This window comes from Streptomyces sp. NPDC001904 (assembly GCF_040297005.1).
Lineage (GTDB): Bacteria > Actinomycetota > Actinomycetes > Streptomycetales > Streptomycetaceae > Streptomyces.
Map to the genome: position 1 here is coordinate 1 of NZ_JBEOYI010000025.1, position 15,282 is coordinate 15,282.

Annotated in this window: 7 protein-coding genes; all 7 read right to left on the bottom strand. The window is 67.1% G+C overall.

From position 1 onward, the window contains the following. Nucleotides 1–71 precede the first annotated feature (71 nt). Nucleotides 72–641, bottom strand: a complete 570-nt coding sequence (locus ABT127_RS30880) for a cysteine dioxygenase family protein (RefSeq protein WP_351457119.1) — start codon at nucleotides 639–641, stop codon at nucleotides 72–74. A 58-nt stretch (nucleotides 642–699) separates the two neighbouring features. After that, nucleotides 700–3,279, bottom strand: a complete 2,580-nt coding sequence (locus ABT127_RS30885) for a condensation domain-containing protein (protein ID WP_351457122.1) — start codon at nucleotides 3,277–3,279, stop codon at nucleotides 700–702. A gap of 53 nt (nucleotides 3,280–3,332) precedes the next feature. Next, the gene (locus tag ABT127_RS30890) at nucleotides 3,333–4,544 is read right to left on the bottom strand and encodes a class-II aminoacyl-tRNA synthetase family protein (protein WP_351457125.1); all 1,212 of its coding nucleotides are present in this window, start codon (nucleotides 4,542–4,544) and stop codon (nucleotides 3,333–3,335) included. Between the two features lie 79 nt (nucleotides 4,545–4,623). Then, entirely contained in the window at nucleotides 4,624–4,869 is a 246-nt protein-coding gene (locus ABT127_RS30895; RefSeq protein ID WP_351457128.1) for an acyl carrier protein, read from the bottom strand. A 40-nt stretch (nucleotides 4,870–4,909) separates the two neighbouring features. Then, the gene (locus ABT127_RS30900; RefSeq protein ID WP_351457130.1) at nucleotides 4,910–5,761 is read right to left on the bottom strand and encodes a 3-hydroxyacyl-CoA dehydrogenase family protein; all 852 of its coding nucleotides are present in this window, start codon (nucleotides 5,759–5,761) and stop codon (nucleotides 4,910–4,912) included. 124 nt (nucleotides 5,762–5,885) lie between these two features. Beyond that, nucleotides 5,886–10,466, bottom strand: a complete 4,581-nt coding sequence (locus tag ABT127_RS30905; protein ID WP_351457133.1) for a type I polyketide synthase — start codon at nucleotides 10,464–10,466, stop codon at nucleotides 5,886–5,888. Continuing rightward, on the bottom strand, nucleotides 10,463–15,088 hold the full coding sequence (locus tag ABT127_RS30910; RefSeq protein WP_351457136.1) for a type I polyketide synthase: 4,626 nt from the start codon (nucleotides 15,086–15,088) through the stop codon (nucleotides 10,463–10,465). The genes ABT127_RS30905 and ABT127_RS30910 overlap by 4 nt, the downstream gene beginning before the upstream one ends. Between the last annotated feature and the right edge of the window lie 194 nt (nucleotides 15,089–15,282).

Consider the following 15,282-nt stretch of genomic DNA (forward strand, 5'->3'; position numbering starts at 1 on the left):
CCCCGGCGGGGGGCCCCCCCCCCCCCCCCCGCGCGGCCGGCCCCCGCCCCCCTCTTGCGTTTCCCGCACGCTCAGACGATGACTGCCTCAGAGCGCACCGGAAGATCGTAGGTGCGACGGATGCTGGAGCCCTGCCTGCTCAGGTCGGCCCCATAGACATGCAGGGACACGCTGGTGCAGTCGGCCGCGTTCCGGACCTCGTGGATGTCTCCTGGCGGAAGAAGAAAGTCGACCGCGCCGGCCGCGTTCGTCGTGATGCCGGCGGGGACGAGGTGAGGCTGCTCTGATTGCTCCACGAGGCGGTAGCGGACCTCCTGCTCAGACCCGAGGTAGACACCCGTAACACACCAGGCGACATGATCGTGAATAGCCGTCCGCTGCCCTGGCAGCCAGATCAACGCGACGACCGAGAACGAGTCCTCGGGATCCACATGGAGAATGTGCTGCTTGTACGCGTCCTGCTGGGGGTCCATCTGCTCCGGTGTCAGCAAGCCGTCGCACCGTAGATAGGGAGCGACGGCCTGCCCGACGCGCTCGCCGCTGCGTGCTGGATCGTCGGCGGCCCACGCCCGCACTGCCACTCGGATGTCGGCGACGAGCCGAGTCAGTGGTGACGCGAGATCCTCGGAGTGTCCACTCATGCGGATCGCCCTCCCTTGCTGATCTGAGTACGTCAAAGCCTCCGCCGGAGTCCTTGGGTCACACCCCGAGACGTTCGAGTGTGCGTAGGGCGTCGAGCAGACCGGTGCGGTCGTCGTCGCTTCGGCGCATGGTTGTCACGACCGTGGCATTGGCACCGGAGTCGTCGACGCTCTGCTGGAGGGCGGGTGCCAGGACAGGATGTGCGCTGATCTCGACCAAGACGTCGTGGTCGCGCAGCAGCCGGCTGGTGGCATCGGCGAGCAGGACGGGATGGCGGAGATTGCCGGCGAAGTAGCCGCCGGTGGCTTGTTGCCAGTCGAGTTCCTCGCCTGTCACCGAGGACACCATGGGTATGCGGCCGGGCTTGGGCGTCAGTGTTCCGACGGCGGCTTCGAGGTCGGCCATGATCGGGTCGATGGCGGGACTGTGCGCGGGCAGATCGACTCGGACCATGGCACACAGCACCTCGCTTGCCTGGAGCTCGGTCACCATGGTCTCGAGGACGGCGCGTTCACCGGCCAGGATGGTGGTTCGGGGTCCGTTGCGGGCTGCGATGGACACACCGGTACGCAGGTGTGGCGTGAGTTCGGCCGCGGACAGCTCGAAAGCCGCCATGCCGCAGTGCGGGCCGGCCACCCGTCGCTGCTGGTCGCTGTAGTGGTGGACCAGTCGGGCCGCGTCGGGGATGTCGAGTATGCCCGCGATGACGCAGGCGGCGACCTCGCCGATGCTATGGCCCGCGACGGCGGAGGGTAGTACGCCCTTCGACTCCAGCCAGCGGGCGATGCCCACCTGGATGGCAAAGATGATGGGCTGCATGACTCCGACGTCGCCGGTCCTGATGTCCGGTTCGTCGAGGAAGAGCTCGTGCACGAGTGACCATCCGGTGTGCCGGGCGAGTTCCCTGTCGCACTCTTCGAGGACAGCGCGGAACGCCGGTTCGGCCCGGAAGAGCGTGCGCCCCATCCCGACCCACTGCTGGCCGTAGGGGGAGCACACGAATGCGGCTCGCATGGCGCTCTCGGTGGCAGGGGCGGACTCGACGAATCCGACCGGGGCCGTCTCCTGGACGGGCGCTTTGTCGAGTTGGCTCAGCCGTAGTTGTGGAGCTGTGGCCACGACGCTGAGCAGGTCGGTGAAGTCCTGTGCCAGCTGCTCGGCGTCCGCCGGTGTGAACAGGTCGAGGGCATAGCTGAGGCTGGCGTCGATACCGGCCGGGGTTCGGCCGCCGACAAAACGCTCGAACAGCTCGAAGCGGAGGTCGAAGCGGGTGATCCCCTCTTCGACCGGCTCCATCCGCACGGTGAGATCGGGCAGTTCGAGGTCGGCGATCGCATTGTTCTGGAAGGCCAGCATCACCTGGATCAGCGGGTGCCAAGCCGGTGATCGAGCGGGGTTGAGGGCTTGGACGAGGTGGTCGAACGGAACGTCCTGGTGGGCGAAGGCGGCCAGGTCCGTACTGCGCACGCGGGACAGGAGCTCGCGGAAGGTGGGATCGCTGTCGGTCCTGGTGCGCAGCACCAGGGTGTTGACGAAGAATCCCACGAGGTCGTCCAGCTCCTCGTCGCTGCGCCCAGCGGTGGGGATGCCGATGGCGATGTCCGTACCTGCCCCGCGACGGGTGAGCAGGGCTGCAAGTGCGGCCTGAACGACCATGAACACGCTGGTACCGGTGTCTCGCGCCAGTTCTTGCAGCGCCTTGTGCGTCGTGTGCGGCACATGTGTGACGGCTCGGCCGCCCTTGTGTGAGGGGACGTCCGGCCGGGGGGCAGCCATGTCGATCTGCAGCCGGTCGCTGAGTCCTTCCAGCTCTGCTCTCCAGAACTCTGTCTCCCGGTTGAGCAGGCTGTTCGGATCATCTTGTGCGCCCAGCAGTTCGTTCTGCCACAGCGTGTAATCGACGTACTGACACGGGAGTGCATCCCAGTCCGGGACTGCCCCGTGACGACGTGCGGAGTACGCGAATGCCAGATCCTGATTGAGTGGTGCCAACGACCATCCATCACAGGCAATGTGATGGATAGTCAGCAGCAGTACGTGCTCGTCGGGCTGCAGCCGGAACAGCCGAGCTCGCAGCACGGTCTCAGCGGTGAGGTCAAAGGCGTAGCCGGCCTCTTCTCGCAGAGCCTCGGGCAGTTCCGCCTCGGAGAGGGCGATGACAGGCACCTCGACGGGCACCTCGTCGGGTTCGAGAACGATTTGCTGGGGCTGCCCGTCCCAGTCCGGGTAGGCAGTACGCAGGCTCTCGTGCCGCGCAACCAGGTCCTCGAGGGCGCCTTGCAGGGCGGGGATGTCGAGATCGCCGCACAGCCGATAGGCGATCGGCATGTTGTAGTGCCCTGCCGCGCCGTGCAGTCGGTTCAAGAACCACAGACGGCGCTGCGTCTGCGAGAGCGGGATCTCTTCCGGCCGGTCAAACCGACGCAGTTCTGGGCGCCGGTTGGCAGCGCCGTTCTCCAGGTGCTCGGCAAGCTGGGCGACGGTTGGCGACTCGAACACCGTACGCACCGGAATGTCGATGCCCAGGGCCGCCCTGACGCGGGTGGCGAGTCGGGTGGCCAGCAACGAGTGGCCACCCAGCTTGAAGAACGAGTCATCAATGGTGACTCGTTCCACGCCGAGAACCTGGGCGAACACCGCGCAAAGGATCTCCTCCTGGGGGGTGCGTGGCTCCCGTCCCCGAGTCTCGCTCACTGCTGGCTCCCGACGACGGCCGAGCGCACCTGAGCCGGCCACTGTGCGCTGTCAAGGCCGTACTGACACAGGAACGCGTAGACCAGCCGCTCCAGACCGAAGCCGACGCATCCACTGCGGACCGGGCCGTCTTCTCCGTGGTCGATACCGAAGGTCTTACCGAACAGGTCGTCGTGGTAGTTGAAGGAACCCACGGCGATCGTCTGCTCCGGCGCGACGTGCAGCCTCAGCTCATACTTGAGCTCCATGAGCCGCTGCGACCAGATCCTTTCCGAGGTGTCCGTGCCGCAGAAGAACGGGTCGTTGCCCACCTCGCAGAATCCGCTCATACCCAGCGTCTCGACGAAGTCGAAGACCTTGCGCATGAAGCGCTCCCGGGCGTTCAACACATCTTCGCGCGAGCCCATAAAAACGATCTCTCGGATGGTGAAGTCCCAGAGCCGCTCCAGCGTCGTGGCGTACGCGGCCTCGAAGCGGAACGACTTGCCGCGCGCCGTGACGACGTGCAGCTTGTCGGCTTCCAGCGTTCGTCCGCCATATTGGTGGAACGTGTGATAGCACATCGTTGGCGGAAGGCAGTAATCGACGTTTCCGCAAGAATCGAGGATCCCGGAGTCGAGGCTGTCGGCGGCGTACGAATCCTGGAAGTCACGGTAGACGTCCAGGTCGTTGCGCAGCCGGGTGACGAACATGAGGTGCTGCGGGAAGGACTTCGTGTATCCCGCAGTTTCCAGGGTCTTGGTCCTGATCAGCGTCGGGTACCGGTACTCGCGGGGGTCGAAATCCTCGGCCAGCAGGTCGCAGACCGCCTTGTCGAAGTACGTGAAGAGGGAGAGCAACGGCTCTCCGAGGGCCACCTGGCCCTCGCCGACTTCGGTCACCGCGCCTGACTGCTCGAGGAGATCGAATATGTCTCCGTGAGACGTGCGCCGGTGCGGCGAGGTCCACACCGAACGGGCGGGAGTTACACGCTGCTTACGAACGTCGTTGTTCACCATGTAGTCGACCTTGGCGGTCAGGGCGGCGTGGTCGAGCGGCTCGGCCGAGAACAGAACCACGCCGTGCACCTCGTCGTCCTTCACGACCAGGTGGAAGCGCGTGATCTCGGGCGAAACGAAGTAGAGGCGGCGCTCGATCTCGGGGGCCAGCGCCTCGGGGATCGGAGTCTGCAGCTCGATCCGGGTCTGGACATCGTTCAGGTGCTTCATGGTGACTACTTCCTCGCCGGTGGGGACAACAGGGCCCGGCGCGCGCCTGTGCCATGGCGGCGCGCGCCGGGGAGGCGGCCTAGACCGCGGCCTTGGAGGTGACCAGTCGGACGAGGCCGTCGACGGTGCGGAAGTTGTCGAAGTTCATGTCTTCGGGACCCAGGCTCAGACTGAATTCCTGCTCCAGGAACAGTGCAAGCTGCATGGCAAAAAGGGAGTTGACGTAGCCCAGGGCGAAGATGTCGTCGCTGTCGGCCAATGGCTGGCCCGCCAGCTGGGGGGCGAGAAATGCGCGGACCCGGTCGCGGGTTTCTTCGTGCGTCATTGTGGGGCTTCTCCTTCGAGGGTATGGCGGGGTGGAAAGGTCAGTAGGTGTAGAAGCCTTCGCCGGTCTTGCGACCGAGGAGTCGGGCGTCGACCATCTTCTGGAGCAGCGGGGCCGGGCGGAACTTGCTGTCCCGGAAGCTCTCGTACAAGACGGTGAGGGAATTGAGGATCGTGTCGAGGCCGATCAGGTCACCGGTCTCCAGCGGGCCCATCTTGTGGCCGAAGCACTCACGGAACATCTTGTCGACGTCCCCGGCCGAGGCGATCTGGTCCTGGACGCAGAAGATGGCCTCGTTGATGGTCACCATCAGAACCCGGTTGGTGATGAACCCGGGGGAATCCTGGACGACGATTCCCTCCTTGCCGAGGTTCTTGAGCACTCCGCGAGTGATGTCCAGTGTCTCTTCGGAGGTGAAGTGTCCGCTGACCACCTCGACAGCGCTCATCATCGGAACGGGGTTCATGAAGTGCAGTCCGAGGATCTGTGCCGGGCGCTTGGTGACCGACCCGACCCGAGTGATCGGCACCGCGGAGGTGTTGACGCCGAAGATCACATCAGGGCGGCACAGGGCGTCGATCTGCTCGTACACCGCGCGCTTGATGTCCCAGTTCTCCGTGACGTTCTCGACCACGAAGTCGACGTCTGCCAGGGGCGCGTACACGGTACTGGTCCGAATCCGCGAGAGGACGGTGTGAGCGCTCTGCGGCGGCTTCTGCCCAAGGAGCATGGCGTGCACCATGACGTCACGCCCGATCTGGGCGAGCGCACTGTCGAGCTGATCCTGCGAGGTGTCCACCAGGACCACTTCGAACTCGGCCTGCGCGAACGACTGGGCGACGCCACGTCCGATCGTTCCTGCTCCGATCACGCCTACGGTACGGATACTCACTGGTTACGCCCTTCTTGGGTTGCGGAAAGGGGGTGCTCTGGGGACTTCCAGCACATGGGGTACGGCTCAAGATCACGTCTTCGAGAAGAGAGCGGTGGTAACGCGCTTCGGGGCCGGGCCGGCTCTACTCGCTGCCCTTCGCCATACGGCGGCGCTGCTGGTGTTGACGGCGCCGCTGAAGGTTGGCCCTGCGGTCCTCGAGAGCCATGGCCCTCTGGGGTGAGGGCTCTTTGGCAGGTGCCTGGTCCAGGCCGGCGAGGTGCGCCACGGTGAGCCCCTCGTACAGATCGCTCAGGGTGATCGTCGTTCCCAGACGGGAGTTGACGGCACTCACCAACTGGATGGCGACCAGGGAGTTGCCGCCGAGGTCGAAGAAGCTGTCCTGGATCCCGACCTTCTCGATGCCGAGCAGGTCCTGCCACACCTCGCAGACGGTGCGCTCGGCATCGTTGCGTGGTGCGACGAACTCGGTGAGGATGTCAGGCCGTTGGTGCGCCTGTTCGGCCCTCTCCACAGTCGCATCCGCTGCCAGGGAGGCCGCGTCGGCAAACACGTCCGACAGAGCGGCGGGCGATACGACGATTTGCGCCTCGGACGCGCTGGTCAGGATCGTATCGAGGGCCCTCAGTCCCTCGACCGTCGACATTCCACGCTGTTTCACCTGTTCGGCGGTTGCCGAGGCGGCCGCGTCGGCAGCCATGCCGACGTCCCTCCAAGGGCCCCAGTCGATGGTGATCACGCGGTGGCGTCGTCCGCGATCGTGGGCGAAAGCGTCGAGGAAGCAGTTGGCGGCGCAGTAGTCGACCTGGCCCACGCTGCCGATGTTTGCTCCGTTCGACCCGAACAGCACCAGGAAATCCAGGTTCTGGTCGGCCAGGGCTTCTTCGAGGACCAGCGTGCCGCGCACCTTGGGTCGGAGCACTTCGGCTGCCGTCGTCAGGTCCTTCAGCTGGATGAGACCGCCACCGGGAACACCTGCCGTGTGGAAGGCGCCGTGGATGGCGCCCCAGCGCTCGGTGGTCTGCCGGACGGCTTCGCGCATCGCCTCCCCGTCGCTGACATCGGCCTGTAGTACGAGCAACTGCGCACCTGTGTCGCGCAACCGCACCAGTTCGCGCACGACTCGGGTGTCGCGCTGCTCCCCCGGGTTGCTCCGGAGCCATGTGTCCCATTCCGCGGCCGGCGGCAGTGGGCTACGGGCCGTGAGGGCGATCCGGGCGCCGGCCGCGGCCAGATGGCCCGCCAGAGCGAGCGCCAGCCCGCCCGTGCCACCGGTGACGAGGTAGGTGCCTCCCTCGCGGATTGCGGGTGCCGGCTTTGAACCGTCCTGCGGCGCCAGCGGCTGCGGGAGATAGTGCTGGATCCAGCGGTGGCCCCCTCGGTGGGCCACCGTCTCCGATCCCGTCGCGGACTCGGTCGCCAACTCGGCGATGAGATGGTCGAGTTGCGCTCGGGTCGGCGCAGTACGGCAGTCGATGTCCACGCTGCGGCACGCGGTTTCCGGCACCTCGCGGGGCAGCACCCGGGTCGGACCGAGCAGAGTGGCCTTCAGGGGCGACAGCGGCTCGGAGCCGGTGATGTCGTGCAGACCGTTGCTGAGCACCCAAAGGTGACGTGCCGCAGGTTGCGCGTGCCGCGTCAGGGCCTGAGTGAGGTGTATCAGGCTTTCGAAGCCGAGCTGCAGTACGGCCGTCTCGTGGTCGCTCTGCGTTCCATGGGCGTCCTCGTGTTCGGAAGTGACGTTCCAGGCATGCACGATTCGGGAGGGCGTGCCTGCCGGACCGTCTCGCAGTGTGGTGATCAAACGGTTGTAGTCGGTGCCGTCGGACGGGTCGATGGTGTAGCGGCCGTCCGCTGTCTCGGACCAGGCACCGGATGCTGCCACCACGCTCACCGTGGCACCGGTTCGGCGCAGCCGCTCGGCCATCGCGTCGCCCACGCCCAGGCCGTCGGCAAAGACCAGCCAGTGCTGGTCGGGATCGAGCTGCCTGCCTACGGGAAGTGCGGCCCGTTGCCAGGAGGGGGCGTAGAACCAGTCTTCGAGAGAGTCGCGGCGCGAGACGGTCCGGGCGGTGGCCGGGGCGGTCTGAGGGGTGATCCAGTACCGCTTTCGTTGGAAGGGGTAGCTGGGAAGCGCGATGCGGCGGCGCTGTTGGTGGCCGAAATAGGCCGTCCAGTCCGGGGTGTTTCCGGTGAGCCAGAGCCCGGCGAGGGCGCGCTGCACGGTCTCCGTGGCGCTGCGCTGGTCGCGCTGGTGGGGCAGCGAGGCGAAGGCAGTGGCCTTCAGGCCCGCGCCGGTGAGGATGCGACGGGCGAGACTGGCCAGGGTCTTTCCGGGGCCCACTTCCAAGAGCACGGTGTGGGGTTCGGAGGCAGCTGTGACGACGCCTTGCGCGAACTCGACCGTGGCGAGGATGTGATTTCCCCAGTACTGGGGGTCACGGGCCTGCTCGTTGTCGATCCACCGGCCGGTGACGTTCGAGATGAACGGCGTGGTGGGGTCCTGCCGCTCTGTGGCGGCGACGGCCGCAGTGAATTCATCGACCATCGGCCTCATGAGCGAGGAATGGAAGGCGTGCCCGGTGGCGACGGGCTGGGTGGCCCAGCCCTTCTCTGCCGCGATCCGGTCGAAGTCCTCGACTGCCTGATGCGAGCCGGCCACGACGCAGTCGCGCGGACCGTTGTGCACGGCGAACGAGAGGCCGGAAGTGAGCACGGCTTCGACCGCCGGACGGTCGGCCATGACGTTGAGCATGGCTCCGGGGGCTTGTGCCTGCATCAGGCGGCCGCGCAGGGCCACCAGACGCAGTGCGTCGGGGAGGGTGAAGACTCCCGCCATGCAGGCAGCGACCCATTCGCCGAGGCTGTGGCCGAGCATGGCGGTGGGGGTGATGCCCCAGGAACGCCAGAGCTGGGCCAGCGCGTACTCGATGACGAAGAGGGCGGGCTGAGCCCACTCGGTCTCGCTGAGACGTTCGTCCTCCATGAACATCACGTCGCGGATGTCGGTGCGCAGTACGGGAAGCAGTAGTTCGGCGCAGTGGTCGACCGTGGTACGGAAGTGCGGTTCCTGGTCGTAGAGGTCCTTCGCCATCCCGGTGTGCTGAGAGCCCTGGCCGGTGAAGAGGAGGACCAGCGGTCCGCCCTCCTGAAGGGCAAGGGTGGTCGTGACGTGAGCCGGGTCGCGTGTTTCCAGGTATGCGGCGACGGCGGCCGGGTCGGATCCGGTGACGGTGCGCCGATGCGGAAAGGCACGGCGTCCGGTGGCAAGGGTGTAGGCGGCGTCGGCGAGTTCGGGCTTGTCCCGGCGCAGGGCCTGAGCAAGCCGGTCGGTGGCGGCCTCCAGCGCCTCGGCGGTGCGGGCGGACAGTACCAGTGTCTCGGTAGGGCGCCGGCTCTTTGAGGAGGGTGCGGGAGCGGGAGCCTCTTCGAGGACGATGTGGGCGTTGGTTCCGCCGAAGCCGAAGGCACTGACTCCCGCGCGACGTGCCCGTTCGGTGCGTGGCCAGGAGCCGAGGGCTGACTGGACGTGGAACGGGCCGCCCGCGAAGTCGATGGCCGGGTTGCCCCGCTTGTAGTTGAGCGAGGGCGGCAGGGCCTCGTGCTCCAGTGCGAGCGTTGTCTTGATCAGCCCGGCGATGCCGGACGCGGCGTCGAGATGACCGAGGTTCCCCTTGAGGGAGCCGAGCGCACACGATCCCGTATTGCCGAAGGCCTGGGTCAGTGCCTGCACCTCAATGGGATCACCCAGTGCGGTGCCGGTGCCGTGGGTTTCTATGTAGTCGATGTCCGCCGGGACGAGCCCGGCATCGGTCAGCGCGGCAGTGACGGCCGCGGCCTGGCCGCTCACGCTGGGCGCGGTGAAGCCGACCTTCACCGCGCCGTCGTTGTTCACGCCAGAGCCCTTGATCACAGCGTGGACGGTGTCGCCTTCGGCCAGTGCGTCACCGAGCCGCTTCAGCACTACGGCGCCCACGCCCGTCCCGAAGACGGTCCCTTGGGCATCCGCGTCGAACGGGCGCACGTGACCGTCCGGGGAGACGAAGGAGCCTTCCTGGTGCAGATAGCCGGTTCCCGGCTCCGGATCGACGTGGACACCTCCCGACAGGGCCATGTCGCAGTCCCCGGCCAGCAGGCTCCGGCAGGCCGTGTGCACGGCGACCAGTGCAGTCGAGCAGGCGGTGCGAAGCGAGACAGCCGGGCCTTTCAGATCCATCTTGTACGCGATCCGAGAGGCCAGGAAACCCACTTCGTTCGCGACCAGGACCTGGGTCTGCCCCACCGTGTCCACGATCTGCTGATGCGAATAGACGTGCTGGACATAGCGGTTGGTGCCCGCGCCGGCGAAGACGCCGATGCGGCCCGGGTAGCGGACTGCATCGTGACCCGAGTTCTCCAGCGCCTCCCACGCCGTTTCCAGCAGAAGCCGATGCTGAGGGTCCATGAGCTCGGCTTCACGGGCCGTGTAGCCGAAGAACTCAGCGTCGAACAGGTCGCTCCCGGCGAACTGAGGCGTGGCCTTGACGTAGTTCTGCCGACCGAAGACTTCAGGAGACACTCCTGCCGCGGTCAACTCCTCGTCGCTCAAAGCAACGATGGACTCGACCCCATCGCGCAGGTTCACCCAGAACTCGTCCAGGTCCTGCGCGCCTGGGAAGCGCCCGGCCATGCCGACGATCGCGATGTCACCGTCGGTGGCGCTCACTTCGCTGCTCGCAGATTCTCCACGAGACCACCGAGGGTACGAACCGTCGGGCCCTCGTAGACGATGGTCAAAGGCACAGACACACCCAGTTCCTGCCGCAGACGGTGCACCACCTGGAGGCCGAGCAACGAGCTGCCGCCCAGTTCGAAGAAGTTGTCGTGCACGCCGACGCTCTCCAGTCCGAGCAGTTCTTGCCAGATGCCCGCGACCTCGTGCTCGGTCTCCCCGCTCGGTGCGACATAGGGGTTACGCAGATGGGGGCGTTCGTGCCGCTGAGCGGGAGGCGACACCTCCGCGACCGGGTCCGACCAGACGGCTTGACGACGCGCCACGTCGCCCGTCGATATGACCAGTTGAGGCTGGGGCACGGCGTCGAGGATCCGCGCTACGACCTGGCGTCCTTCGTCCGGCGTCAGCGCCAACTCGCGTACGGCGGCGCCAAGGTCGGAGGTGCTGCGATCCCCGGCCGAGAAGTACCAGGCTTCCCAGTTGATGCTGGTCCACGGCACTTCAGCGCAGTGATGGCGCTGGGCGAAGGCGTCCAGGGCCGCGTTCGCGGCAGCATAGGCACCGAAACCGAGGCCACCCAGGAGGGAGGCGATGGAGGAGGCGAGGATTGCAAAGTCAAGCTGCTGGTCGGCCAGCACCTCGTGCAGGATCTGGGTGCCGTACAGCTTCGGGCCGAAGTGCCATCCAGCCGCTTCCGCGTCGAGGGCGGACACCTCCCGGTGAGCGGCCGGTCCAGTGGTACCGGCACAGTGCAATACGCCGTCAATGGAGCCGAACTCGCGTAGCACGCGTTCCTTGAGCGCGAGCATGGCCGAGCGGTCCGCGACGTCGGTGGCGGAGACCAGCACGCGGGAGCCGAGCGCTTCGAGTTCCCGGACGGCGTCGATCACCGACCGGGTCGCCTCCGGATGCTGCGCATTGTCCCAGGTCTCTCGCGGCGGAAGCCCGGTGCGGCCCAGCAGGACCAGCGCCACCTGCTGCCGCTCGGCCAGAACGCGGGCCGACAACAGCCCGATCTTCCCGAGTCCGCCGGTGATCAGATACACCCCGTTCTCCCTGACCGGAGCGCTGGTTCGCACCGCAGGTGTGTCGGCCACGAAGGTGGGGGCCCATCGATGGTTTCCGCGCAGGGCAACCGTGCGCTCGCCGACCGGCGCGGCAAGTTCGGCAAGGAGCTGATCGACGTTCACCGGCGCCGCGTGCCCCGAGTCCAAACGGAGGTCGAAGTGGGCGCAGCTGAGCGAGGGGTACTCCTGCCCAAGGACCTTGCAGAGCCCCTGGACGGTGGCCTTGGGCGGGCTCAGCGGCTCGTCCCCGTGGACCGTGCAGACCTCGGTGGACACCACGTCCCAGCGCTGGGAGCGGGTCATGAGCTCGGATTCGGTTGCCTGCGCCCAGTGGACGAGGCTGTCGAACGAGCGGTGCACCAGACCCTGGACGTCCTCGGGCTCGGCGGCGTGAGCGGAGACATCGCCCACGCTCCAGCAGTGCACCACGCGGTCGGGCAGCTCGTCATCGGCGCGCAGCGCCGCGGCCAGTTCGGTGAAGTGTGCCGCCTGCGCAGGGTCGAGCACGAAGTCCCGTGCGCTCTTGCGGCTCCACTCGCTTCCCGCCGAGACGGTGCGCACGGTGGCGCCGACTGCCTCCAAGCGCTCGGCGAGCTGCTGACCAACCCCGCTCTCGTCGGCGAAGACAAGCCACCTGTGGCCGACGAGATCTGCTGCGACCGGTGCGGGGGCTGCCGCGAGTCGACGCCAGGAAGGCACGTAGAACCAGTCCGGCAGCGAACCGCGCCGCTGCTGGACGACTCCGTCGGTGAGCTGGACAGCGCCGGGGGTGAGCCAGAAGGTGCGCCGCTCGAACGGGTAGCCCGGAAGCGGAGTCCGCCTGCTCCCGGCGGTCGGCGCGGGGAAGGGGCTCTCTCGGCCGGCCAGCCACAGACGCGCTGCCGCAGCAAGCATCGAGCTCCGGTCGCTCTGTCCGAGGAAAGGTCCCGGCAGCGAGGGGACGACCACGCGGTCGGTGCCGATGGCGGCCGGGTGCTGGAGGGCATCCGTGGTCAGGGTCGGCGCAGGGCCGATCTCCACGATCGCGAGGTCGGGAACCGACCAGAGGGTGTTCATCCCGTCCGCGAAGCGCACGGTGTGGCGTACGTGCCGAGCCCAGTAGTCGGGGCTGGTGGCCTCTTCTGCGGTGATCCATGTGCCGGTCAGGTTGGAGACGAATGGCGTCGAGGGGGCATTGAGCTGGACCGACGCGACCAGTTCGGCGTAGCGCTCGACGACCGGATCCATCATCGGGGAGTGAAAGGCGAAGCGAGTCGTCAGTCTCCGGCTGGCGACACCGGCCGCGAGCAGATCCCGGGCGACGCGTTCGACGCCGTCGACCGTGCCGGACAGCACACATGTCCGCTTGCCGTTGACAGCGGCAATGCACACGTCGTCGTCCGTGAAGCGGACGGCCTCTTCCTCGGACAGCGGCACCGCGAGCATCGCGCCGCCGCCCTGCTCCTCGATCAGGCGCGCGCGCTCCACGACGAGTCGCAACGCATCCGAGAGCGAGAACACTCCGGCCACACATGCCGCGACGTACTCCCCCAGACTGTGGCCGATCATCACCTCCGGCTGTACTCCCCAGGCGTCCCAGAGGCGGACGAGTGCGTATTCCACGGCGAACACGGCGGGGTAGCCGAGGCGTGGCTGGTCCAGCGGGTGCTTGCTCTGCTTCGGCTGCTGGAGCATCTTCTGCAGGTCGAAGGGCTGAGGGGCGGCGGACTGCGCGGACTCGTCGGCAGTGAGAATCAAGGGACGGATGTCCTCACCGAGGAGGGACCTCAGCAGCTCGGCACACTCGTCCAGTGCGGCGGCAAATGCGGGTTCCTGAGCGTAGAGCCCGCGCGCCATGCCGGGGAACTGGGTGCCGAAGCCGGTGAACATGAAGGCCACCGAACGATGTGCCGCGTCGGACGCGATCGCCGTGAGCAACCGCCCGTCGTCCCGTGCGTCCAGAGCCAGCAGGGCGTCCTTGGTGCTGGAGCAGACCAGCGTCCGCCGGTGCTCGAAGGATCGCCTGCCCTGCTGGAGAGTGAAGGCCGCATCGGACAGGGGGAGTTCGGGGTGCGCGCGCAGATGGTCCTGGAGTCGGTCAGTCGCCGCCTCCAGGGCTTCGGAACTCTTGGCCGAAAGTACCAGGAGCTGTTCCTGGGGGGCGTCTGTCGCGTCCTGGCGCGCGATACGGGGCGCCTGTTCAAGGATGACGTGGGCGTTGGTGCCGCCGAGCCCGAAAGAGCTGACACCGGCGCGGCGCGGTCCCTCGTCCTCGGGCCACGCCAGCAGCTCGGTATTGACGTAGAAGGGGCTGCCGTCCAGGGCGATACGGGGGTTGGGCCGCTCGAAGTGCAGGCTCGGCGGCAGTTGGCCATGCTCGACGGCAAGCACCGTCTTGATCAGTCCGGCCACTCCCGCGGCGGAGTCGAGGTGACCGATGTTCGTCTTGACCGACCCGAGGGCGCAATGGTGGGGATCGACGCCGGAGTACGCCGAGGCCAGGGCGGAGAACTCGATCGGGTCGCCGAGGATGGTGGCTGTGCCGTGCAACTCGACGTAGCGGACGGTGTCGGGCGTGACGTCTGCGTTGGCCATGGCGGTGGAGATGGCGGTGGCCTGGCCGGTCGCATTGGGGGCGCTGAATCCGGCCCGCTGGGAGCCGTCGTTGTTCAACGCGGATCCCTTGATGACCGCGTGGATGTGGTCGTCGTCGGTGATCGCGTCCTTGAGTCGCTTGAGCACCACCATGCCGACGCCGTTGCCGCCCACAGTGCCCTGGGCTCGGCTGTCGAAGGTCCGACAGCGGCCGTCCGGCGAGAAGATTCCGTCCGGCCGGTAGGTGTAGCCCGCGCTTCGTGTCTCATCAACCGCGACACCACCGGCCAGGGCGGTGTCGCACTGATAGGCGAGTAGCGCCTGACATGCCTCGACCACGGCAACCAGTGAGGTGGAGCAGGCGGACTGGATGTTCACAGCCGGGCCCTGAAGGCCCAGCTTGTAAGCCACTCGGCTGCCGAGGAAGTCCGGCCGGTTGCCGATCACCGTCTGCTTGTCAGCGAGGATCCGCGCAGCTCCGGGCTGCGTGGCGATGTTGTGCAGCAGGTAGGTGTTGTTGCCTGATCCCGCGTAGACACCGACGAGGCCGTCGTAGCGCTCGGCGTCGTGTCCAGAGCTTTCCAGCGCCGTCCATGCGCACTCAAGCAGCACACGGTGCTGGGGGTCCATGAGTTCGGCCTCACGCGGCGAGTAGCCGAAGAACGCCGCGTCGAACTTGTCGCTGTCCTTCAGCGGGTAGTGCACGCGGACGAAGTCCGGATCGGCCAGGGTGGCTTCGTCTACGCCCCGGGCGGCGAGTTCGTCGTCTTCGAAGTGGGTGGCTGAGCAGACGCCCGCCTTGAGGTTGCTCCAGTACTCCTCGACCGTGTCGGCGCCCGGGAAGCGGCCGGCCATGCCGATGACGGCGATGTCCAGGCTGTCCTCATATGCGGCAGCGACGTCGGCCGGATCGTCGAGGCGCCCGGGTTCAACGGCCGGTTCGAGCGCCGGGTCGGGGAACGACTCGCTCATGGTGACCTCACTTCGTTTGCAGTTTCAATTGCGCGCTATGCACAGGCCGATGGCGGGCGTCGCGTCGTGACACGCGGGAAGAAGCGGTTCGTCGAGGGGCCTGGATACGGCTGGCATCGATCCGTCGGCGAAGGGGACGGCGCCGCTCAGTTCGGTGTGGGCGACGCGGACACCGTGTCTGCACACGTGCGGGC